The organism is Veillonella agrestimuris, assembly GCF_943193065.1.
Classification (GTDB): Bacteria; Bacillota; Negativicutes; order Veillonellales; family Veillonellaceae; genus Veillonella; species Veillonella agrestimuris.
The window spans coordinates 73,981-98,268 of record NZ_CALPCS010000003.1; the positions used below are offsets into that span (position 1 = coordinate 73,981).

At 40.1% G+C, this 24,288-nt stretch carries 19 protein-coding genes and 3 tRNA genes; 21 read left to right on the forward strand and 1 reads right to left on the reverse strand.

The annotated features are described in order from the left end of the window. The first annotated feature begins 9 nt into the window (after nucleotides 1-9). The 13 genes from NFR29_RS02230 (at nucleotide 10) to NFR29_RS02290 (ending at nucleotide 16,508) form a co-directional block, all read left to right on the forward strand. Nucleotides 10-966 (forward strand): DUF2232 domain-containing protein, encoded by a 957-nt coding sequence (locus NFR29_RS02230; protein ID WP_251422592.1) that lies wholly within the window; start codon nucleotides 10-12, stop codon nucleotides 964-966. Between the two features lie 19 nt (nucleotides 967-985). Continuing rightward, nucleotides 986-3,013 (forward strand): DHH family phosphoesterase, encoded by a 2,028-nt coding sequence (locus NFR29_RS02235; RefSeq protein ID WP_251422595.1) that lies wholly within the window; start codon nucleotides 986-988, stop codon nucleotides 3,011-3,013. Continuing rightward, nucleotides 3,010-3,456 (forward strand): 50S ribosomal protein L9, encoded by a 447-nt coding sequence (gene rplI / locus NFR29_RS02240; protein ID WP_251422598.1) that lies wholly within the window; start codon nucleotides 3,010-3,012, stop codon nucleotides 3,454-3,456. Before NFR29_RS02235 ends, rplI begins: the two co-directional genes overlap by 4 nt. 79 nt (nucleotides 3,457-3,535) lie before the next feature. After that, the gene (dnaB, locus tag NFR29_RS02245) at nucleotides 3,536-4,888 is read left to right on the forward strand and encodes a replicative DNA helicase (protein ID WP_251422602.1); all 1,353 of its coding nucleotides are present in this window, start codon (nucleotides 3,536-3,538) and stop codon (nucleotides 4,886-4,888) included. 241 nt (nucleotides 4,889-5,129) lie between these two features. Next, on the forward strand, nucleotides 5,130-7,256 hold the full coding sequence (locus NFR29_RS02250) for a heavy metal translocating P-type ATPase (protein ID WP_251422605.1): 2,127 nt from the start codon (nucleotides 5,130-5,132) through the stop codon (nucleotides 7,254-7,256). A gap of 236 nt (nucleotides 7,257-7,492) precedes the next feature. Next, nucleotides 7,493-8,446: a magnesium transporter CorA family protein gene (locus NFR29_RS02255; RefSeq protein ID WP_251422608.1), complete on the forward strand. Its 954-nt coding sequence runs from the start codon at nucleotides 7,493-7,495 to the stop codon at nucleotides 8,444-8,446. 61 nt (nucleotides 8,447-8,507) lie between these two features. Further along, nucleotides 8,508-9,650: an isochorismate synthase gene (locus NFR29_RS02260; RefSeq protein ID WP_251422611.1), complete on the forward strand. Its 1,143-nt coding sequence runs from the start codon at nucleotides 8,508-8,510 to the stop codon at nucleotides 9,648-9,650. A gap of 57 nt (nucleotides 9,651-9,707) precedes the next feature. Beyond that, nucleotides 9,708-11,447, forward strand: a complete 1,740-nt coding sequence (gene menD, locus NFR29_RS02265) for a 2-succinyl-5-enolpyruvyl-6-hydroxy-3-cyclohexene-1-carboxylic-acid synthase (protein ID WP_251422614.1) — start codon at nucleotides 9,708-9,710, stop codon at nucleotides 11,445-11,447. Between the two features lie 117 nt (nucleotides 11,448-11,564). Then, complete coding sequence (gene menH, locus NFR29_RS02270; RefSeq protein ID WP_251422617.1) at nucleotides 11,565-12,425, forward strand: 2-succinyl-6-hydroxy-2,4-cyclohexadiene-1-carboxylate synthase; 861 nt, start codon at nucleotides 11,565-11,567, stop codon at nucleotides 12,423-12,425. A gap of 4 nt (nucleotides 12,426-12,429) precedes the next feature. Continuing rightward, the gene (menB, locus tag NFR29_RS02275) at nucleotides 12,430-13,272 is read left to right on the forward strand and encodes a 1,4-dihydroxy-2-naphthoyl-CoA synthase (RefSeq protein ID WP_251422620.1); all 843 of its coding nucleotides are present in this window, start codon (nucleotides 12,430-12,432) and stop codon (nucleotides 13,270-13,272) included. Between the two features lie 134 nt (nucleotides 13,273-13,406). Beyond that, the gene (gene menE / locus NFR29_RS02280) at nucleotides 13,407-14,879 is read left to right on the forward strand and encodes an o-succinylbenzoate--CoA ligase (protein WP_251422624.1); all 1,473 of its coding nucleotides are present in this window, start codon (nucleotides 13,407-13,409) and stop codon (nucleotides 14,877-14,879) included. Between the two features lie 14 nt (nucleotides 14,880-14,893). Then, nucleotides 14,894-16,039 (forward strand): o-succinylbenzoate synthase, encoded by a 1,146-nt coding sequence (gene menC, locus NFR29_RS02285; protein WP_251422627.1) that lies wholly within the window; start codon nucleotides 14,894-14,896, stop codon nucleotides 16,037-16,039. A gap of 85 nt (nucleotides 16,040-16,124) precedes the next feature. Beyond that, complete coding sequence (locus NFR29_RS02290) at nucleotides 16,125-16,508, forward strand: PaaI family thioesterase (RefSeq protein ID WP_251422630.1); 384 nt, start codon at nucleotides 16,125-16,127, stop codon at nucleotides 16,506-16,508. A 106-nt stretch (nucleotides 16,509-16,614) separates the two neighbouring features. On the opposite strand, the gene NFR29_RS02295 is transcribed toward NFR29_RS02290, so the two are convergent. After that, on the reverse strand, nucleotides 16,615-17,250 hold the full coding sequence (locus NFR29_RS02295) for a hypothetical protein (protein ID WP_251422633.1): 636 nt from the start codon (nucleotides 17,248-17,250) through the stop codon (nucleotides 16,615-16,617). A 177-nt stretch (nucleotides 17,251-17,427) separates the two neighbouring features. Between NFR29_RS02295 and NFR29_RS02300 the strand changes: the two genes are divergently transcribed. The 8 genes from NFR29_RS02300 to NFR29_RS02335 all read left to right on the forward strand — a co-directional run bounded on the left by NFR29_RS02300 (nucleotide 17,428) and on the right by NFR29_RS02335 (nucleotide 24,238). Then, nucleotides 17,428-17,503 (forward strand) — tRNA-Asp (locus tag NFR29_RS02300). A 19-nt stretch (nucleotides 17,504-17,522) separates the two neighbouring features. Continuing rightward, nucleotides 17,523-17,598 (forward strand) — tRNA-Phe (locus tag NFR29_RS02305). A 14-nt stretch (nucleotides 17,599-17,612) separates the two neighbouring features. Next, nucleotides 17,613-17,698: transfer RNA gene (locus NFR29_RS02310), tRNA-Leu, on the forward strand. A gap of 518 nt (nucleotides 17,699-18,216) precedes the next feature. Beyond that, nucleotides 18,217-19,887 carry a dihydroxy-acid dehydratase gene (gene ilvD / locus NFR29_RS02315; RefSeq protein WP_251422635.1) on the forward strand — a complete coding sequence of 557 codons (1,671 nt, stop codon included), beginning with the start codon at nucleotides 18,217-18,219 and terminating at the stop codon, nucleotides 19,885-19,887. 37 nt (nucleotides 19,888-19,924) lie between these two features. Continuing rightward, a complete protein-coding gene (gene ilvA / locus NFR29_RS02320) occupies nucleotides 19,925-21,148 on the forward strand; it encodes a threonine ammonia-lyase (protein WP_251422638.1) in 1,224 nt (407 codons plus the stop codon). A gap of 25 nt (nucleotides 21,149-21,173) precedes the next feature. Further along, on the forward strand, nucleotides 21,174-22,889 hold the full coding sequence (gene ilvB, locus NFR29_RS02325) for a biosynthetic-type acetolactate synthase large subunit (protein WP_251422641.1): 1,716 nt from the start codon (nucleotides 21,174-21,176) through the stop codon (nucleotides 22,887-22,889). Next, entirely contained in the window at nucleotides 22,882-23,370 is a 489-nt protein-coding gene (gene ilvN, locus NFR29_RS02330; protein ID WP_251422644.1) for an acetolactate synthase small subunit, read from the forward strand. The genes ilvB and ilvN overlap by 8 nt, the downstream gene beginning before the upstream one ends. Nucleotides 23,371-23,443: 73 nt before the next feature. Further along, nucleotides 23,444-24,238 carry an ABC transporter ATP-binding protein gene (locus NFR29_RS02335; RefSeq protein ID WP_251422647.1) on the forward strand — a complete coding sequence of 265 codons (795 nt, stop codon included), beginning with the start codon at nucleotides 23,444-23,446 and terminating at the stop codon, nucleotides 24,236-24,238. The last annotated feature ends 50 nt before the right edge of the window (nucleotides 24,239-24,288 follow it).

A 24,288-nucleotide genomic window follows, 5' to 3' on the forward strand; every position in this document is an offset into this window, starting at 1 on the left:
TAAGCGTATATGACTCAAACGAATACACGAGCTATGGTGGAGACTGCATTTATCTCTGCTATTATAGTGATGCTCACCATTGTAGGGAGTACGGTACCATTTTTATCTTTACTAGCGACTATCGTAGCACCTGCGGCCATCGCCTTAATCGGGATCCGCTGGGGCATGAAATATAGTATTGCATCCACTGTAGTTTCTTTACTATTAGTATCTATTGTGCTAGGGCCTTTAGCAGCGGTAGGGACTGTCTTTATGTATGGGCCACCGAGTATTTTGCTCGGTATGGGCTTTAGAAATTATTGGAATCCAACGAAGTTGATTTTGTTGCCAGCAGTGGCTTTATGTATTACCACTGTTTTGACTATGGCGGCTGCCTTTGGGGCCACCTCTTTTGATGTAACAAGTGCTTTACAGGCTTCTAATGCAGAATTTAAAGAGATGTTAAAATCTTCTTTAGAGCAACAACAAATGACGCCAGAACAAGTGGAAGTATATATGACGCAAATTGACCAAAGTTTTGAACAAGTGAAGAAAATGGTCGTTGCTTATGGCTTTTCTACGATGGCGATTTTATCTTATATTATGGCTCGATTCACGAGTTTTTTAGCGAAACGAACGAATAATCTTGTTCAAACAATCCCACCTATTTCTTTCTGGCAAATGCCGATTTGGAGTGCCGGAATATTAGCAATAGGCCTTATTATTGTATATGGGTCATCTTATTTAGGTATTCATAATGAAATCCTTACTATTGTGGGGATGAATTTAGGGTTATTTGGGGCCTTTGTTTGTGGATTGAACGGGATTTCATGTTTATTAGCATTATTAAATGCCTATAATGTACCGAGATTTCTAAAGGTAATTATCGTTATATTCTTCTATTTTATGGCGCCTATATCTTTAGTTGTTTTCGGTATTATCGATATGTTTATGGATTTGCGGTCTCGCTATCAACCGCGAGGTTAGTAAGAAAAGGAAGGTTTCTATGAAATCTTTTCAACGTCGATGGAGAATATTAGAAATTTCCATCATAGCTGTAGTAGCAATGTTGCTATTAATAATTGCATATTTGAATTGGATGTTGGCTATTCTCGCAGCTATTGTCGTGATAGCTGGCTATTTAGTAAATTATAATACCCTACACAATCGTCGTCGTTTAGCTAGAGAGCAGTTTTCTGCAATGGCTCAAAATGTGACTCAAGCATCTAATTTTGCGTTGCAGAACTTGCCAACTGCTATTGCATTGGTAAATAAACAAGGCACATTGGTGTGGAATAATAGCGTTTTTGCTGATTGGGTTGATGTGGACTGGAATAAATTGCAAAAACTATCTGCCCTTATTCCAGGCTTTAGAATTGATAAATTGTGGGGAAAATCTGGCTTCTTGAGAGAAGAATATCATGGTAAATATTATCAAGTAGTCTATAAATATATTAATCCCAGCGATTCTCGTAAAGATATTGATGGTGATGATGAATTAGTAGAACATGCGGTGATGGCTTTGTATTTCAAAGATATTACAGATATTGAAACAGACCGCATTCGTGCGGAAGAAGCACAACCTGTATGGGGGATGATTCAAATTGATAATATTGAGGACTTAACAAAAGGTTTGGGCGACAGAGAATATACAAATCTGTGGGCGGATATTAACAATGTTATCGTTGAAGAAATCGATAAACTAGATGGTTTCGTTCGTAATTTCCAAGATGATATGTATATATTTTCTATTTCTCGGGGCGCTTTGAAAGAAGCGGAGCAAGGGGAATTTAAAATATTAGAACGGATTCGCAAATTACCATCTCCTCGTTCTGTACCAGCTACGATTAGTATTGGTATTAGTGAAAATGTAGGATCTGTAAAAGAAGTGTCTGGTCGTGCACGAGCCGCTCTTGATATCGCTTTAGGCCGCGGCGGTGACCAAGTATGTATTATTGATGGTGATAATACGCGATTCTTTGGTGGTACTACGGCAGGACTTGAGAAAAATACTCGCGTTCGCGCACGCGTAGTAGGACAAGCAATCCGTGAATTAATGAATGATTCCGAAAAAATTCTAGTCATGGGACACCAACGGGAAGACTACGATGCCCTTGCGGGTACCATTGGTATGGTGGCTATTGCGAGAGCTTTAGGTAAAGATGTACGATTGGCACTTTCAAAAGAAACGAGTGCCATCCAAAAAATGGTTAAATTACTCGATAAAGACGAGTTTTGGCATACTCATATGATCACGCCAGAAGTGGCAGAAGAATGGGTGGATAGTAATACACTGATTATCGTCTGTGATACGCACCGTGAAGCCATGGTAGCGGCACCAGAAGCTTTAGCTGTGTCAAATCGACGCATTGTCATCGACCATCATCGCCGAGCCGCAGATTTTATTGAAAATCCGCTCTTAACGTACTTAGAACCAGCTGCATCATCTACTAGTGAACTAGTTACTGAGCTGGTACAGTATGCAGGGGTGCCAGTGAAATTGACGAAAGAAGAAGCCACTGGTATTTACGCAGGTATCGTATTAGACACGAAAAACTTTAACCAACAAACGGGGGCGCGTACATTTGAAGCAGCTGCTTTTCTTAAACGAAGCGGAGCCGATATTGAACGAGTTCGCCAATTGTTTATTGAAACATTCGATTCTATTCAATTACGTGCTAAAATAGTATTTGAAGCGAGTCGTACGGAAGGTATTGCTATTAGTGCCGCTCCAGAAGGTATGAAAGATATGATGGCATTAGCAGCACAAGGTGCTGATATGCTCATCAGTAATGAAGATATTGAAGCAGCCTTTGTGCTCTATTCCTTAAATGATGGTGGTGTTGGTGTTAGCGCTCGGTCCAAAGGAAAAGTCAATGTCCAAGTTGTAATGGAAGCATTGGGTGGCGGCGGTCATCGTACTGTAGCAGGCGCTCAATTACAAGATATGACTATGGATGAAGCGAAACAAGCTATATTGGAACAAGCTTTAGAAGCGCTTCATTCCGCAGAAGCTGAGGAGGAACAAGAATGAAAGTAGTATTATTAGAAGATGTAAAAAAAGTAGGTAAAAAAGGTGAAATTGTAGAAGTCAGCGACGCATATGGACGTAATGTATTGATCAAAAAAGGCTTAGGTCTTGAAGGCACTGCTACAAATTTAAATAATGCGAAACAAAAACAAGACTCCGTACAACATCATAAAGCGGTAGCTAATGACGAAGCGAAAGTATTGGCTGCACAATTGACAAAAGTAGAAGTAACAGTACCGGTTCGCATGGGTGAAGATAGCCGTGTATTCGGTTCCGTTACTGCAAAAGATATTTCTGAAGCTGCTAAAGCACAATATAAAGTAGATATCGATAAAAAGAAAATCGAAATTAAAGAACCGTTGAAAACATTGGGCACACACGATGTATTAGTTCGTGTACATCCTGAAATTACTAGTACTATTAAAGTAAAAGTAGTAGCAGAATAATTGATGTAACAATAGACAAATAGATATCACCATGCTCGGCGAGTGTGGTGATTCTTTTTCTAGCTTGGGGAGGATAACTGTGGACGTACGCATACCACCGCACAATGAAGAGGCGGAAAAAGCCGTATTAGGCGCCTTGTTAACAGATGGTGTTAATTCGGGTGTAGCAGATGTAGTCACATCCATTGTAAAAAAAGAAGATTTTTATCGCGATGCTCACCGCATTATTTTTGAAGCCATTGAAGCGCTCATTAAAGGTCATAAGACGGTGGACTTCATTACATTAAGTGAAGAACTAGATCGTCGTAAGAAATTAGATACTGTAGGTGGTATTGCTTACATTACATCCCTTGCTAATGAAGCGACCGGCTACAATATTGAAGAACATGCGCGTATCATTTCCGAAAAAGCACAAATGCGTCGACTCATCGATGCTGGGAATAAAATTGTAGGTATGACCTATGCCGGCGAAGATGAGCCAGAAACTATTATGAATAAAGCGGAGCAGCTTATTTTAGACGTAGGTGGTCAAACACAAGGGGAATCAAGTTTTTCGCCTATTGGAGATGTGGTATTGACTAATTTGGAACGCCTCCACGTGTTGCAACAACAAGAAGGGGGCTTAACAGGTATTCCTACAGGCTTTATCGATTTAGATCATATTTTAAATGGTTTAAATCGATCCAACCTTATCCTCGTAGCCGCTCGTCCTGCTATGGGGAAAACAGCTTTTACCTTGAATATTGCACAAAATGTGGCGATGATGGAAAACTTAACAGTTGCTTTCTTCTCTCTAGAGATGGGCAAAGAAGAGTTGGTAGGTCGTATTTTGTCGTCTGTAGCGGAAGTAACAGCCGATAAATTGCGCCGTGCCGATATGGAACAAGGCGATTGGGATAAGGTGATTACTGCTGCTGACCGCATGAGCCAATCTAAGTTGTTTATCGATGATACGAGTAGCCTTACAGTGCAAGATATGCGCGCTAAATTGCGGCGTTTGAAAGTAGAACATGGACTTGATCTCGTCATTGTTGATTATATTCAGCTTATGCAAGGGCGTAGCGGTAATAAAAGCAATGAAAATCGCCAACAAGAAGTATCCGAAATTTCTCGTAATTTAAAACTAATTGCTCGTGAGTTCAATGTACCTGTTATTGCCTTGTCGCAGCTTTCGCGAAGCGTAGAGAGTCGTCCTGATAAACGGCCAGTGCTCTCCGATTTGCGTGAATCTGGCTCTTTGGAACAAGATGCGGATATCGTTATTTTCTTGTATCGTGACAAGTATTACGATGAAAATTCCGAAGAGGGGGACAATGCAGAAATTCTCATTCGTAAACATCGTAATGGATCTATTGGCACCGTAAGACTTCAATTTATTGGAGAATTGACGCGTTTTAGAAATATTGCCAAAGATATGGGGCCAGAACAATAAAAATCTATTTGTTAATTGCATATATTATTGGATAGTAATAGAGGATAAAAAGATATAAGATAATAAAGGTTATACAGGATAATAAGCGTCATATAATATAATAGAATAATAGAAGAAACGACAGTCTCAAGGATTAAAGACTGTCGTTTTTTATGATTATTTTCTATTGACAAAGAGAGTAATTTGCAATAATATAAACATATGAATAAATGTTCATATGAAATAGTATAAAGGAGATACTATGGTAGAAACATTACTCTTGAAAAATCTTAATTGTGCTAATTGTGCTGCTAAAATTGAAGATAAAATTCGTAAAATGGATGGCGTGCAAAGCGCTGATTTCTCCATTGCTACACATAAATTGAACCTCACTGGGGAATGGGCAGATCGAGAGCAATTAAAAACAGATATCCAAGCTATCTGCGATTCTATTGAAGATGGTGTGACAGTAGCTGATTACGAACGATCTGCTAAAGGCGTTGATGAAGGACATCATGACGACCATGGTTCTGAAGGCTTGACTATTGCTGTTATTGCTGCAGGTACGTTGTTCATGCTTTATGAAGCATTGACTATCGTTGTGCCTAGTATTTCTATGCCAGAAGCGATTGAAACTCCCATCTATTATTTGGCGTATATTGTATTAGCCTATCCAGTTCTTAAAACGGCATTTCGCAATATCTTAAAGGGGCAAATTTTTGATGAAAATTTCCTTATGTCTATTGCTACATTAGGGGCTATTGCCATCGATGCTTTGCCAGAAGCAGTAGGGGTAGTTTTGTTCTATCGCATTGGGGAATTTTTTGAGCATAAAGCGACAGAACGGAGTCGCCAAGAAATTATGGGGGCCATCGATATGCGTCCTCAAGAAGTACGCGTTGTTGATGAATGTTGCGGCGGTCATATTGTCGTTATGGAGCCTGAAAAAGTAGAAGTAGGCTGGACTATTGAAGTGCGCCCTGGCGATTTAATCCCTTTAGATGGTACTGTGTTGAGTGGTACTACTCGCGTAAATACGGCGCCTGTAACAGGCGAACCAGTGCCGGTGAAAGCAGAACCGGGGACAGAACTGTTATCTGGTTGCATCAATGAAAGTGGACGCATTACGATGCGCGTAGACAAGCCGATTGGGGAGTCTATGGTAACAAAAATTTTAGATGCCGTAGAAAATGCGGCTTCTTCTAAACCTAGAATTGATCGTTTTATTACTCGTTTTGCTCGTGTATATACGCCTATCGTAGTAGCTTTGGCAGCAATTATCGGAGTGGTACCATCTTTAATTACAGGTGATTGGAATACATGGATTTACACGGCTTTAACATTCCTCGTTATTTCTTGCCCATGTGCTCTTGTATTGAGTGTGCCGTTGGCATTTTTCGCAGGCATTGGGAATGCCTCGAAACATGGAATTTTACTAAAAGGCGGTCGCGTATTAGAAGCGTTAGCTAGTGTGAAAGCAGTGGCTCTCGATAAAACAGGCACTATTACATCTGGCGAGTTCAAAGTTCACTCTGTAGAAACGGCTCATAGTGGTATATCTGAAAGCGACGTATTAGGCGTTGCAGCTTCCATTGAGTCTGTGTCTACACATCCTATTGCACAATCTATTGTAACTGCGGCGGCAAAAGGCAATATTACCTTCACTGTATCTGATACAGTACAAGAATTAGCTGGTGAAGGTATTGTCGGTAAAGTTGAGGAGCAACAAGTGTTGGTAGGCAATCGTCGCTTGTTAAATCGTTACGATGTAAAGGATTATCCAATAGAGGCATCTCCTTACGGTACAGAAGTATTGGTGGCCGTAGCTAATCGATATGTGGGCCGTATTGTTATTTCTGATGATCCTCGCAGCGATTCTGCAGAAGCGATTAAAAAGCTCAATGTAAACGGTATTAAAACAATTATGCTCACTGGCGACGCGCCAGCAAGTGCTAATTATATTGCAGAACAAACTGGTGTTAGCGAAGTACATGCGAGCTTGTTGCCACAAGATAAATTGTCGGTTGTGCAATCCACGCGTGCTGCCTATGGGCCTACTATGTTTGTAGGGGACGGTATTAATGATGCGCCTGTATTGGCTGGTGCTGATGTAGGTGCCGCTATGGGCAGTGGTGCTGATGCTGCTATTGAAGCTTCTGATGTAGTATTCCTTCGTTCTTCATTAAACGCAGTGGCTCATATTATTGATTTAGCAAAGGCGACATTGTCTGTGGCGTGGCAAAATGTAGTATTTGCTATTGCTGTGAAAGTCATCATCATGATTCTCGGTGTCATGGGTTACGCATCTATGTGGTGGGCTGTGTTTGGCGATACAGGGGTATCTATTCTCTGTATTTTAAACTCCATTCGTATACTAAATCGTCAATAAATAGTATAGATTATCGATGTCAATTGATGTATAGAAATAAGAAGTGGGACGTAGGACAAGAGAACTCATTCGTTATCTCCAGAAAAACACCTTCATACCTAACTTATCTATCTTCCGTGAATGGGAGATATGTAAAATAGTGTATGAAGGTGTTTTTATTTGAATAGACTACTTAAATAGTATATAATTTTAAGATAGCCTATTATTTTAATCGTTATGTTGGAAGGAGGGATAATATGATCACAGTGTACAAGCATATTGAAGAAGAACTCGTTGCGGATTACACCGTATCAGATGCCACAAAAGGTTCATGGGTAAATTTGGTGAACCCAGACCCCGATGAGTTATCCCTTATTAATATCCTCACAGAAATTCCTACTGACGTATTAAAGACGGCCCTCGATATGGAAGAACGGTCTCACGTAGAGTTAGAAGATAATTATATCTTTGTGGTTATTAACATTCCTGCCATTCGCGGTAGCGATATGTATGATACAGTGCCACTCGGTATCTTCTTAACACCAGACTTTTTCATTACTGTCTGCTTAGAAGAATCGGAAGTACTCTATCCATTTATTTCTAATCAACTATCTACATTCTATACTTATAAGAAGACTCGTTTTTTATTCCAAATCTTATATCGTACAGCTACATTGTTTTTGCGCTATTTGCAACAAATCAATCGCCGTACAGACGACATTGAAATTCAATTGCGGCACACTACGAAAAATAAAGACTTTTTCCAATTGTTGGAATTACAGAAATCCATGACATATTTTACATCCGCACTGCGCACGAATGGAACAGTTATGGAGCGATTGTTACGCTTGCGTGGTCATAGTACATATAAACATTTGTTAAAAATGTACGAAGAAGATGAAGATTTATTAGAAGACGTAATCATCGAAAATAAACAGGCCATCGAAATGGTTGAAATGTATTCCAATATTTTGATGAATATGATGAACGCTTTTACATCAATTATTTCTAACAATCTAAATATGGTAATGAAAATGTTAGCCGCTTTGACTATTACATTGGCGGTACCGACTATTATCTTTAGTTTGTGGGGGACGAATGTGGCCCTCCCATTCCAAGATGATCCACGAGGATTCTACATTATTATCGGCATATCGATTACTTGCTCAATTATAGCTATTATTGGAATGTGGAAGAAAGATTTATTTTAACATTCATGACAGAGCCGAGGTAATAGCCTCGGCTTGTCTTTTATATAACCTGGTGGGAATTATGAATTATAGGAAAGAGAAATTACAATTAGACAATCCCCTAGAGTTTTGGCTCAATTTTCCCAATGAAGAACGGGTATTTTGGGTAGACCGTCAAAGCAATCGCGTTGTAGTAGGTGCTAAACGGTTAGCTACTGTGAAAGACGATGAAGAGCGAAAACAATACGCCTATGTCTTTTATGGCGGTACTTTTTTTGATACTACCACCGATCCTAAATGGCAAGGCATGGGACATGAAATGATTGCTTTTGCTCATTACTATATTGTAGAAGGCGGCGAATCCTTTTATCTCTACCAAGGAGCGCGTAAGGACATTGAAAGGTTCCCTATTCATCGCATTGACCATGTGTTTAGAGAAACGAGCCATGATAAATCGGATTGGGATACGTTGATGGACGCCATTCATGAAAGTATTGCTAAGGGAGAAACGACGAAAGTTGTAGCCTCTAGAGAAGTGGAGTTTACCAGTGATCAAGATTTCGATGTGCCGAGCATATTAGATCGATTAGTAGAAAATAATCCGAACTGTTTTATTTTCGCCTATGAAAAAGACGGTCGTGTATTCCTCGGTGCTTCTCCAGAAATATTGGTACGCCATAGGGGCTCTCAAATTTTAAGTTACGCCTTGGCCGGAACAGCCCCTAAATTAGGGCCTAATGCTTGGACTAAAAAACAATTATTAGAGGACCCTAAAAATAGAGTGGAACACAATATTGTGCGAGATCGTATTGTGGATACTATGAAACGGATTACTTCCAACGTGTCTGTAGGAGATACGGAGATTATGGAGTTGTCTAGACTCTATCATTTGCGCACTATTATTACTGCTGTAGATAGTACGAAATCCCTTATTGAGTGGGGACAACTACTTCATCCAACGCCCGCTTTAGGAGGCGAACCGAGAGAGTCAGCGCTAGCCCTTCTCGAGCAGTATGAAGCTCATGAACGGGGCATGTATGCAGCACCCTTTGGGTTTATGAAAGATATGGGGGATGGTATTCTCATCGTTGCCATTCGGTCAGCCCTCGTTATGGGGAATAAGCTTTATGCTTATGCTGGTTGTGGTGTTGTGGCAGGTTCTGATAGTGATGCAGAATATGAAGAAACAAATGTGAAGATGCGCACTATATTGGATGCTTTGTAAAGATGGGAAATTACAGGAAGATAAGCAGTACACAAATACTTTACGAAGGAGAATCGTATGAATGAATATATCGCGCCTTTTGTGGATGAATTTTACCGATTAGGTGTAAAATATGCTGTCTTTAGCCCAGGATCCCGGTCTACGACGATGGCGATGCTATTTACGGAGCACGGCGGATTTCAAACATATATGAATATCGATGAGCGTTCAGCCGCCTTTATGGCGCTTGGCATTGCCAAAGGCCATGATGAACCAGTCATTCTAGTCTGTACATCGGGATCGGCAATGGCTCATTATGTACCAGCTATATTAGAAGCTCAATATAGCGGCGTTCCTCTCATTGTACTCACTGCAGACCGTCCTCATACCTTGCAATCGATGGGAGCACCGCAAACGATTGATCAACAAAAGCTATTCGGTCATGCTGTCAATTATTATGAAGAACTAGCAGTGCCGCAAGAGGGCCATTATTATACATATCCTCGGTTAGTGGCTAGAAAAGCAGTGATGAAGGCTCTCGATGATAAGCGAGGTCCTGTACATATTAATGTGCCTTTATTTGAACCATTAGTACCTGAGTTAGAACGAAGCCATTTTGAAGCAGGATATACTCCGTTCAAGATTGTTAGGCGTGGAGATTTACAAAGTTATTTTGATGATGTATTTATACAAGACTTAGCAGTTAAACTTAGGGGCAAACGAGTGCTTATCGTTGCAGGACCTCAAGTTAGATTGGACGAGGGGGCAGCTATTGTAACGCTCGGGGAAGCTTTGGGGGCAACTATATTGTCGGATCCGTTATCTAATGTGAGACGCTTAGGCACCACTGGAATTATTAGCGCTTATGATGTCTTTTTAAAGAAGAAAGAATTGTGGTCATTATTAGAGCCAGATGTAATTATCCAATTTGGTCATGTATTAATATCAAAACGGGCGCAACAATTTTTGAATTATTGCAATAATGCTGAATATATTGTGGTTCATCCTACTATGGATTATATAAATCCAGTAGGAATAACGACAATACATATACAAAGTTCTATTTCGGCTTTCTGTAGATCTCTTATAAATTGTAGTACTACTGTAATGCATGTGAAAGAAAACAACGGAGTAGTCTATTCTTATCTACATCGATGGGATTATCTTGATAAAGGGATAAGGACTTTGTTAAATGGAACCATCGCTTATGAACCATCTTGCTTTGAAGGGCGCACCATAATAGAAATACAACGTTTTATGCCTAAAGGTGGACAGTTAATGATTGCCAATAGTATGTCGATTCGCTATATGGATTGCTATTGGAGTGGAATAGGAGATATTTTTGTATATGGTAATCGCGGTGTCAATGGCATTGATGGCACTGTATCAACTGCTATAGGTCTTGCTCAAAATGGAAAACCTACTGTATTAATTACAGGCGATTTGGCATTCTTTCACGATCTAAATGGATTGGCTATGGCGAATGAGAACATTAACCTTACTATTGTGCTCCATAATAACGATGGTGGTGGGATTTTTGAATATTTACCGCAAAAAGAGGTGAAGTATTTCGACTACTTGTTTTCTACTGAACAAGGCTTAGACTATAGTGGTGCGGCTACTTTGTATAAATGCTCCTATGAGCGCATTGAGAAGGCAGATGATTTCGCAAAAGCTTTCAAAACAGCTGTAGCTAGCAAAGGTATTCATATTATAGAAGTTCCTACAGATAAAGAACGGAGTAGTCAATTGCATGACGCTTATACTGCATTAAATGGAGATATAGAGGAATTAAAAGGATATATTGAACAATTTTAAGGTATAATATAAGGTGCATGATTAATATGAAGGAGCTATTAGCTAATAGATATAACGAAAATGTAATGAATTAATTGATGAAATAAAATTAGTGCTTATATTTCAATGGAGTTTACCATGGGTTCATATGCATGTAGCATTGTTGATATATTACAAAATCATAACGGTCACCGCATGTATATCGATTTCGGTGACTATCGTTACGGATTGACTATGACTGGCGAAGGGAAGCCTCTCGTTTGTTTGCATGGCTTTTCTGAATCGGGTTATACTTGGGATGGTATTGTCGTACCTGGATACCAATTGATTCGTATTGATACTATTGGTCATGGTGATTCCGATATTCCTGAAGATAGGAAGGCCTTTACCATTCCTCAAATGCTAGATGATTTGCATACGGTTATGACTGCCGTCGCTGGTGAAAGCTATGTTCTCATGGGCTATTCTATGGGGGCTCGCTTAGCGTTGCTATATGCTTTAGACTATGGTGAAGGTATTGAAAAGCTCATTTTAGAGAGCGGATCCGTAGGTATTGCATCAGAGGTAGAGCGGGCGCAACGAAAATTGAGTGATGACACGTTAGCTGCTGCTATAGAAGAGAACGGTAATCTTTGGTTTGCTGAGAAATGGTCGGCGGCATCAATTTTTGAATCCCAAAATCGGTTGCCTGAAGGGATACGAGAGAAATTATTCCGCCGGAGAGCACATAACAGCCCTTATGCGCTAGCCGAAACGTTACGCAGTTCTGGACAAGGTGTGATGCCTTATGTAGGTCATTGCTTAGAAGAATTACAAATGGATGGTCTATATATTAGTGGCGCATTAGATACAAAATATACTACAATAGGAAGAGAACTATTTGGCCCTTTAAAGAGCTTTCAACATGTGCAAATTGAACAGGCGGGACATAATGTACATCTAGAAGCGCCAGGTCCATTTATGACAGCTGTTACAGAATTTTTATATAAGAAAGGTTGAATCCATGAGTAAGTTTGATTGGAAAGTATTAGATCGTAATTACGAAGACGTTATTTATGAAACCTATAACGGCATTGCGAAGATTACTATTAATCGTCCAGAAGTGCGTAACGCATTTCGCCCTAAAACAGTAATGGAGCTCATCGATGCGTTTACAGTAGCTCGAGAAGATGCAGAAGTTGGGGTTATCGTATTGACTGGTGCTAATCACGGTCAAGGAGAAGATAAAGAGGCATTCTGCTCTGGCGGTGACCAAAGCGTGCGCGGCCACGGGGGTTATGTAGGAGAAGACAATGTTCCTCGTCTTAACGTACTTGATTTACAACGTTTGATTCGTGTCACACCAAAACCTGTTATTGCGATGGTTAATGGTTTTGCTATTGGTGGAGGCCATGTACTTCACATTGTATGTGATTTGACGATTGCTTCTGAAAATGCGAAATTCGGTCAAACAGGCCCTCGTGTAGGCTCTTTTGATGCTGGGTACGGCGCTGGTTACTTAGCACGTATGATTGGGCATAAACGAGCTCGTGAAGTGTGGTTCTTATGCCGTCAATATACAGCTGCTCAAGCTTATGAAATGGGTATGGTTAACTGCGTTGTACCATTCGATAAATTAGAAGAAGAAACCGTACAATGGTGTAATGAAATCCTCGCCTTATCCCCAATGGCTCTCCGTATGTTGAAAGCATCCTTCAATGCTGATACAGATGGTCTTGCTGGATTACAACAATTTGCTGGCGATGCTACATTGATGTATTATACAACTGATGAAGCGAAAGAAGGCCGCGATGCGTTTAAAGAAAAACGGAAACCAGACTTCGGTAAATTCCCTAAATTCCCATAATATAAAGCAAATCTGCTAAGGTTATTCTTAGCGGATTTGCTTTTTCTTTATGCTATACTGTTATATACTTAGAGTAAAATGTGTTAGATACAAACATGCAGATGAATGAAAGCAAATATATTGTGAGGTAAATTATGCAATGGCTTAAAGAATGGGTAGAGCGAGAGCCTCATAGATTATGTATTAATGAATATAGTTATGATGATATATATAGGGCTGTTATATATGTAGCGAAACAGTTAGATTCAGTTCTTGCCAATACAAAACGAATTGCTATTATTTCGGACAATTCTGTTACAATGGCGGTTTATATTTTGGCATCTATGTTGTTACATAAGGAAATTCTTTTGTTAAATGTTCATTTGAAACCATCAGAAATTGAAAAACAATTAGATGTGTTGCAAGTGTCTACTGTTATTAGTAGTACTGAAAGGATGAGACAAATTCCATCTACTGCGGAGCGAGTAATTCCTTTTGATGAACAAGTGTTGAAATATATGGATTGGAAGACAGCTGAAGATTTGTCTCAACAAGATGTTTTGCTGGACTTTGAAGGCGATCAATCTATAGTTGAAGAATTTAATTGGCAATTTATCGATGATGATGTAGTGGTAATTATGAATACAAGTGCTACATCAGGGGTCTTCAAGTCGGTGCCAATCCGGTGGGGCCAAATTCAAGCTCACGTTGCAGCTTCTCAACAAGTATTGGGGGTAGATGATAAGGATAATTGGCTCGTTGTATTACCGTTATTCCATGTTAGTGGCTTATCTATTTTGATGCGGTCTTTATATAATGGAACGGCTATGACAATCCTTCCATCGTACGATGAAGAGCGAGTACTACAGTTAATCGAAGACAAAGAGATTACCATGATGTCTTTAGTGCCGACTTTGTTGCAACGACTAGAGCCGAGCATTAAAGATCATGCGTTACGGGTCATTTTATTAGGCGGCGAATTCATTCACCGTCCTTTGATCGACACTTGTGTAGCTAAACAGTTGCCTATTTATAAAACATATGGCATGACAGAAACTTTCAGTCAAAGTGTGACTATGCCTGTATTGTCGAATTTGGATAACCTTGATTCCGTTGGATTACCGTTACCAGGCATGACTGTACACATTGCCAATCCTGATGCAGACGGAATTGGTGAAATCCTCCTAGAAGGGCCTATGGTGATGACTGGGTATTACGGAAAAGAACCGATTCATGGTGTTTTTAATACCAATGATATTGGTTATATCGACGACGATGGGTATGTCTATATTTTGAATCGGCGTACAGATTTAATCATTTCTGGTGGGGAGAATATTTATCCTAAGGAAATTGAGGATTTACTCTATGCGCACCATATGGTGAAAGAATGTGCTGTCGTTCCTGTAGTGGATGATACGTGGGGTCAAGTGCCGGCATTATTTGTATCTATTCATGAGGGGAACGGGGACTCTAAAGAATTTGTTACAACAGAATTGCAGCAGTATATGTTGCAGCACTTAGCGAAATATAAAGTGCCTAAGTATATAACAATTTTACCTCAATTACCTCGAAACGGAACGGGAAAAATTATGAGGAAGGAATTGGCTACTTATTTAGAGAACGATTAACCGAGGGGCGATATATGAGAGATATTCTAAATATTAGATCTATAACAGCATATCGCTTAGCATTGCCATTGCGGTTTGATTTTAAAACGGCAAAAGGTTTAGTTCGGATACGTGAAACAATCGTCATCCGTATAGAAGATATAGATGGTTATGTGGGCTATGGGGAATGTGTAGCTTTCACCGATCCCTTTTATACGGCTGAAACAGTAGAGATTAGTTGGAATAAATTGGTAGAAGATTATATCTTTAATCTCCGAGCTATGCGGCCCTATCCCTTAGAAAATTATATGCGGCAACTGCAAATGTGGCTGAAACGAGACGCCATGCCTATGACTATGGCAGGCTTAGAAAATGCTCTTATTCATTTAAGCTGCAGTAGAAAAGGGGTTAATTCCATAGCTCATATTATGAAAGCAGACTTAGTTAATACCATTCCAATGGGAGTAGTCATTGGTGATATACCTATAGACGAAGTGCTAGTAGCTGTGCAACGCTATGTGGAACAAGGATGTGAGCGCATCAAATTGAAAGTAACACCTCGGGATGGGTACGAGCGAACAAAATTAGTGCGAAGTGCATATCCGCATATTGATTTGGCTGTCGATGCGAACCAAAGCTATACCTATGATCAACTGCATGATATAGCACGATATAATGATTTGTCTTTAAAATGTATAGAAGAACCTTTTGCTATAGGAAGCTTAGAAGAGTATAGACAGTGGCGGGCAGAACAAGGTGAACATTGGCCTATTAAGACGCCTATTTGTTTAGATGAGTCTATTTTATCTTGCGATGATTTGTCTTATGCCATAGAGCATGGCTTAATCGATGTAGCCAATATAAAAGTGGGCCGTTTAGGGGGATTGATGCAAACGCAAGGTGCTATTAACTTGTGTCGTGAACATCGTATACACTATTGGATTGGCAGTATGGTAGAGTCTAGTATTTCTAAGATGATGCACGTTCAACTGGCTGCATTAGGCGATTCCTATATGGCAGGTGATTTATCTGATTCATCGCGTTATTTTGAAAGAGACTTAACAGATCCAGACATATCATTTGTAGATGGGCGTATGACGGTTCCTACAGGCGCAGGGCTAGGTGTATCTGTTTTGGAAGATCGTTTATTAGACTATACTATTGGTACATGGACCTTATAGTGAAACATGTTATAATGAAATCGATATAACATATAAGTGACACTATATGTATGCATATTATAGTGGTAAATAGGAGATAATACGAATGAATACAACGATGATAGAAGCTTTGCAAATTACGGAAGTACAAGTAACAGGTGAATTTACCGGTAGTGGTATGATGAACTTGGGTACGTACCATAGCCAACCGCAAGGCTATCTCAATGGTGGCGCTACATTAGCTTTCGGCGAAATCTTGGCAGGTATGCTCAGCAATGCTATGTTGCCAGAAGATGCTTTCGCAGTAGGTCAATCGATTACAGCGAATCATTTGCGCCCTATGAAAGCAGAAGGTGTATTAATGGCTGAAGGAGAATTGCTGCTAAAAGGCAAAACATCTCATGTATGGCGTTTTGATATGAAAGACGTTGAAGGTAGTCTAATTTCCCAAGTGACTGTCACTTGTGCAGTAGTACCGAAACATCGATAAATACATGAAATTAGTGCTCGAGATTGATAAGACACATTACTTATTTGTAACAGATAAAAAGAACAGAAGAGCCCCTTTGCTGTTAGGCAGAGACTCTTCTGTTCTTTTATTTTCTCGTAATGCGATATAATGTTTCGATGTCAGGGATGTCGTAAATAGCCCATTTACCATTGCCTAAGTATTTTAATAATATGCGTACATCTTCTGTCATGTGTAAGCGATTATTTTGCAGCGTCACTGTCACTGTAGCGACGCCATTGTCTTCGATAGAGGTAATGTTTTTAACTTCTACCGTATGTTGTTTAAATAGTTCGCCTCGTTGTAGCCGATCAATCATAGAGAAGGTAGATTGTGTGCTTTCAGAAGAAGCACTTGCATTAGTAGTTTCGGTCCCTTCTAGAGGCGGTGATTTAAAACTATCTGGATCTTCTACATATTTGCGAATGACATCTTCTAATAAAGCAGGGCCAAATACTTTTGTGGCCCCGATAGCAGCTTTACCCCATGGCGTAGTAGGGTCGACATAGGTATTGCCTTCGCGAGTTACAATATTGTTAACAAGAGCCGTTACATCAATATGTTGCATTACTTTATCAGGATTCCGCTCATCTATGCCTTGGCGAATAATTTGGAACGTATAAATAGGTGTGCGTGGAATATACCATAAAAAATACCAAGCTGCACCGAGAGCTGCTATTAAGGCGATAATAGTTACTATTAATAATGATTTTGACTTATTCATATGTTTATCTCCCTATGATTCATATACATGTATTGTAGCATATTATCTTGAGAAACAAAGTATTTAATAGAGGTATAGAAAAAAGTATTAAAAATCCTTAAAATTTTTTATAGAAAGTATTGCACGCTGTAACATTTCATGATATTATAGACAAGTAATCAACGAGAGTTGTTACGCGGCCCCGTGGTGTAGCGGTTAACATGTCGCCCTGTCACGGCGAAGATCGTCAGTTCAAATCTGATCGGGGTCGCCATTTTTTTTTACAAAAAAATGCCTCGGTAGCTCAGTCGGTAGAGCAACGGACTGAAAATCCGTGTGTCGACAGTTCGATTCTGTCCTGAGGCACCATTTGTATATGTCATGCGGTTGTGGTGGAATGGCAGACACGCCATCTTGAGGGGGTGGTGAGCGTACGCTCGTGAGGGTTCAAGTCCCTCCAACCGCACCAAGCTAGTAAAAAAGTGCCTTATCAAATTTTGATAAGGCACTTTTTATTGTTTATCAATTGATTTTATTATTGCTTGGCTATATTACTTCTGGTGTTTTATATGATAAAGTTTGAATTAATTGATGTATATATATTGAAATCTAAGCCAAGATAATCTATAATATTTTTATATTACAGATTATCTTTAGGAGGAAACATGTTAGGTTTAGTCATTAGCTTGTTGATTATCGTCTTGGCGACGATTATTAAAAACATTCGAATTATGAACAACAACTTAACACGTTTTGTCTTAGAAGTTCCGCGAATGGTTTAATATATATCAATAAGGTTTTGACGGTATTGTATCTTATGTATATGTATATCCATAGGGGATAGGTTTAGTAGATAATGAGCCTACAGTGGAATTCTGTAAACATAAGTAATTTCATTTGTATACTTTTAAGACGATTCTTAGGAATCGTCTTTTTTTATTCGTCTGTGAAAGCACAAGTGTTGCTTTCACTAGTAAGGAGAGTATCATGAGTTGTAGAAGTGAGAATTTAACTGCTGGCGTTGCACGTGCACCGCATAGATCGTTGTTGAAAGCATTGGGCTTTGTTGACGAAGAAATGGGCAGACCGATTATCGGTATTGCTAACTCCTTTAATGAAATTATTCCAGGTCATGTAGGTCTTAAAAATATAGTGCAAGCCGTAAAAGACGGTATTCGCAATGCCGGTGGTGTGCCTATTGAGTTTAATACAATCGGTATTTGTGACGGTCTTGCTATGAATCATGTAGGGATGAAATATTCCTTGGTAACGCGCAACATTATTGCCGATTCCATCGAAGCTACGGCTATGGCTACACCATTTGATGCCATGGTATTTATTCCCAACTGCGACAAAGTTGTACCAGGTATGTTAATTGCCGCTGCTCGTCTCAATATTCCTTCTGTGTTTGTATCTGGCGGAGCTATGCTTGCTGGCGTACATAAAGGTAAAAAAATTGGTTTATCCGATGTATTTGAAGCAGTAGGTAAACATAAAACCGGTGATATGGATGATGCAGAGTTAATGAGCATTGAGAATAGCGCTTGTCCTACGTGTGGCTCTTGCTCCGGTATGTATACGGCAAATACCATGAACTGCTTAACAGAAGCATTAGGGATGGCATTGCCTGGTAATGGTACGATTCCAGCCGTTTACTCCGAACGTATGCGTCTTGCTAAATTGTCAGGTATGCAAGCGGTAGAGGTGTTGAAAGCCAACCTTCGTCCAAAAGATATTATGACGCGTGAAGCCTTTGAAAATGCTGTAGCGCTAGATATGGCATTAGGTGGCTCTTCTAATACAGCGCTTCACTTACCAGCTATTGCTCATGAAGCAGGTGTTGAATTATCCTTAGATGATTTTGATCGCATTGCCCAAATTACGCCGCAATTATCTAAACTATCGCCATCCGGTATTTATTTCATTGAAGATTTATATGCTGCTGGTGGCGTAAGTGCGGTTATGAAACGACTTTCTGAAAATGGTCGTTTGCATACAGATTGCCAAACAGTAACGTTAAAAACGCAAGGTGAAATCGCTGCTGCTGCACAAGTAGTAGATGAAGATGTAATTCATCCTTGGAATAATCCTGTTCACGAAACAGGTGGTATTGCTGTTTTGAAAGGTAACTTAGCAGAAGACGGTTCCGTTGTAAAAGCTGGTGCCGTAGCAGAAGATATGCTTGTCCATTCTGGCCCTTCAAAAGTATTTAACTGCGAAGAAGATGCAGTAGAAGCGATTACAAATGGCAAAATTGTGAAAGGCGATGTGGTAGTTATCCGCTACGAAGGTCCAAAAGGTGGTCCAGGCATGCGCGAAATGTTGACACCAACATCTATCATTGCTGGTATGGGTCTCGATAAAGACGTAGCTTTATTGACTGACGGCCGTTTCTCTGGTGCCACTCGAGGTGCGTCTATTGGTCACGTATCGCCAGAAGCTGCAGCCGGTGGCACTATCGCTATCGTTGAAGATGGTGATATTATTAATATCGATATTCCAAATGGCAAATTAGAATTAGCTGTAAGCGACGAAGAAATTGCTCGTCGTAAAGCGGCATTGCCACCATTTAAAAGTAATGCTACAGGATATTTGAAAAAATATGCCCTCCATGTATCCTCTGCGGCACAAGGGGCTATTGAAATCTTAGAAGATTAATAGAAGTCTATTCATTTTCTCAGGAGAAGGGGTATGTATGCATAAACTATATGATTTTATGGAAGCCAGAGAGCGCTTGTCAACGGTTACTGTGAAAACAAAGTTAATTCACAGTGATGTATTTTCTGAAGAATCGGGCAATGATGTATATATTAAGCCTGAAAATCTTCAAATTACAGGTTCTTTCAAAGTACGTGGTGCCTATAATAAAATTTCAAAATTAAATGATGAAGAAAAGGTCCGTGGCGTTATTGCTGCTTCTGCGGGTAATCATGCGCAAGGCGTAGCACTTGCTGCTAAACGTTTGGGCATTAAAGCTACTATTGTTATGCCTAAGCATACACCGTTGATCAAGGTAAATGCTACTCGCCAATATGGTGCTGACGTCGTTTTGTATGGTGAGATTTACGATGAAGCCTATCAAAAGGCAATGGAATTACAGAAGGAACACGGGTATGTATTTGTACATCCCTTTGATGATGAAGATGTTATTGAAGGGCAAGGTACGATTGCACTAGAAGTGCTAGATGAACTGCCTGATGCAGATGTTTTACTTGTTCCTGTTGGCGGTGGTGGTATTGTAGCAGGCATTGCAGCTGCTGCAAAATTAAAAAATCCTCAAATAAAAGTTATCGGTGTAGAGCCAGAAGGTGCAGCTTGTGCATTAGCAGGTCTTGAAGCGGGTAAGCCAGTTAAGCTACAAGAGGTTTCTACTATTGCTGATGGTACTGCTGTAGCCCTTATTGGATCTACCACATTGGATTATATTAAACAATATGTAGATGAAATTATTACTGTATCTGATTATGAATTGATGGAAGCGTTTTTATTGCTTGTAGAAAAACATAAATTGGTAGCAGAAAATTCAGGGATTTTGCCATTAGCAGGATTGAAAAAGTTAAGTTGCAAACATAAAAAAGTAGTAGCTATTGTAAGTGGCGGGAACATTGATGTACTTACTATTTCCTCTATGATTAATAAAGGCTTAGTGTTACGTGGTCGTATTTTTACATTCTCTGTTAATTTACCAGATAAACCAGGTCAATTAGTAGCGGTTTCACAAATGCTCGCAGAAGCTGATGCGAATGTTATTAAACTTGATCATAATCAATTTAAAAATCTCGACCGTTTCCACGAAGTGGAGTTACAAGTCACAGTGGAAACGAATGGAGAAGATCACATTAAAAAAATTATTGAAGATTTCAAACAAAGAGGGTATACCATTAAGCGCTTAAATTCTTCAGAAATTCTGTCTGAATAAGCCCTAGGTATCAGAAAGGATATTTATGAGTGAAACTATTAACGGAGCTCGCATCGTCCTTGAAACACTTCACCGATTAGGGGTAACAGATATATTTGGGTATCCTGGCGGTGCAGTGATTCCAATTTATGATGAGATTTATAGCTTCCCAGAAATAACGCATTATTTTGTGCGCCACGAACAAGGAGCAGCCCATGCTGCTGACGGTTATGCTCGCGTATCTGGCAAAGTTGGTGTCTGTCTTGCCACATCTGGACCGGGTGCTACTAATCTAGTAACTGGTATTATGACAGCTTACATGGATTCCGTACCAATGCTCGCTATTACAGGTCAGGTGGGACGTGCATTGATTGGTAAAGATTCTTTCCAAGAAGCAGATATTCAAGGCATTACTATGCCTATTACAAAGCATAACTATTTAGTGCAAGATATCACTGATTTGCCACGTATTTTAAAAGAAGCTTATTTTATCGCTAGAACGGGCCGACCAGGACCGGTCTTAGTGGACATTCCTAAAGATGTTCAAACCATGAGTATTACTATGGCAGAATATAATAAGCTCTTTGAAGCGCCGATTCATTTAGAAGGATATGATCCAACGTACAAAGGCCATCAAGGGCAAATTAAAAAGGCCGCTACATTAATTAAGAATGCAAAGCGTCCATTGATCATTGCTGGTGCGGGTATTTTAAAATCTGGTGCCATGGATGAGCTTAAAGAGTTAGCAGAAAAAGCTAATATTCCTGTAGGCCATACATTGGTGGGTCTCGGTGGATTCCCTGGGGACCATGAATTGGCTCTCGGCATGGTAGGCATGCACGGTACGGTAGCTGCTAACTATAGTACAGAAGAAGCAGACGTTGTCATTGCTGCCGGCATTCGTTTCCACGACCGCATTACAGGCCATCCTGATTTCTTCTGTAAAAAAGCAAAGATTATTCACATCGATATTGACCCAGCCGAAATTGATAAAAATGTCATCATTGACGTGCCTATCGTAGGGGACTTGAAGCAAGTTTTGACTGAGTTAAATACTCTCGTCGAGGCGAAACAACATGAGGCATGGTTACAACAAATAAAAGGTTGGCAAGAAGAATATCCATTAACAGTGCCTGGCTTGGTAGATGGTGAATTAAATCCCCAATATGTGTTGTCCGAGCTCAACAAAATTGCTAATCGCGATGCTATCATCGTTACTGATGTAGGACAACATCAAATGTGGGCGGCACAATTTTTAACCCACAAAATGCCGCATACCATCGTTACATCTGGCGGTGCTGGTACAATGGGGTACGGCTTACCCGCTGCTATTGGGGCCCAAATTGGGGCACCTACGAAGCAAGTGATCCTCGTTGTAGGGGATGGAGGCTTCCAAATGACCTTTGAAGAATTGATGATGGTTAAACAATATAACTTGCCTATCAAAATCGTTATTATTAACAATGGTTATTTAGGCATGGTTCGTCAATGGCAAGAAATCTTTAATCAACGCCGTTATTCTTACGTTGATTTAGAGGTGAGTCCAGATTTTATCAAATTGGCAGATGCCTTCGGCTTAACGGCTTATCGTATTGATTCCGTTGAGGATTTTGAGGGTACGTTTAAAAAGGCCATTACATCGAAAGATAATATTATCTTAGATTGTCGCGTGCGCCGTGAAGAAAATGTACTACCTATGATTCCAGCAGGTGGTACAGTGAGTGGCATGATGGGGAAAAAGGGGGTGCTTGGCGATGAATAAAGAACATCAAGTCCTAGTAATCGCTAAAAATACTCCTGGTTTAGGAACCCGTATTTTGGCACTATTTAATCGACGGGGCTTCAATGTTACGAAAATGACCTCTGGTGTTAGCAATGAACCAGGATATGCTCGTCTTACATTGACCGTCGAAGCTGATGATCGAGCGCTCGATCAAATTCAAAAACAAATTTACAAACTCATTGATGTAGTGAAAGTCAAAGTGTTGGCTACAGAAAATGTAGTACGTCGTGAATTGATGCTCATCAAAGTGAAAGCAACAGCAGCTACGCGCTCTCAAATCGTTCAGATTGCAGACGTATATCGCGGTAATGTCCTCGATATTTCACCTACCTCTATGATTGTAGAGGTTATTGGTAGCGCAGAGAAATTAGATGGCTTCATTCAAATTATGGAAAGCTATGGCATTCTTGAAATTGCTAAAACTGGTATTACCGCTATGAGCAGAGGTGAAAAAATATAGCATCTGTCTCAATGGAGATAGGCGATTAGTCAAGGTACTCATAGTATGAACAGTTCGATGAGGAAGTGATAGTATGAATCCTGTAGCGGATGAATTATTATATTACGAAGAAGTTGTGTTTCGGCGCGATGGCCGCGAAATTTTACAAAGTGTAAATTGGCAGGTAAAAGATGGCGAAAATTGGGCTCTCTTAGGGCTGAATGGGGCTGGAAAATCAACGTTACTCAGCATGATCCCAGCGTACCAAGTACCTACAGCGGGGATTGTTCGCGTATTTGGCTATGAATTTGGTAAATATGTATGGGCTAATATCAAATCACGAGTAGGCTTTGTGAGCTCTTCATTAGGTCAATTTCAGTCGACATTGAATAAACAATTTGCAGAAGATGTAGTCATTTCTGGCGCTTTCAGTAGCATAGGTATTTATCAGGACGTATCTCGTGAACAACGAGAACGAGGCCATCAATTGATGGAGTCCTTTGGGATTTCTTATTTGGAAGGTCATCGCTATGCTACGTTGTCTGCTGGTGAACAGCGCCGCGTATTGCTGGCGAGAGCTCTCATGGGGAATCCAGATCTCCTCATCTTAGATGAACCTTGTTCGGGCCTCGACTTGCCGGCTCGCGAACAATTCTTGGGAACGGTAGAGCAAATGGCGAAACATGAGGGGACGCCTTACATTTATGTATCGCATCAAATTGATGAGATTATGCCTAGCATTACGCATGTGGCCATTTTAAAAGAAGGCCGCATAGCCTATGCGGGGAAAAAAGGAGACATATTGAGGGACTCTGTGTTGACCGATGTTTTTGGTATGGAGGTTTCCGTAATATGGGAACGAGAACGTCCTTGGGTTATTGTGAAATAAAATATATCCATTCACAGCATACAGATGTACATCACAACTTGCAATTATAC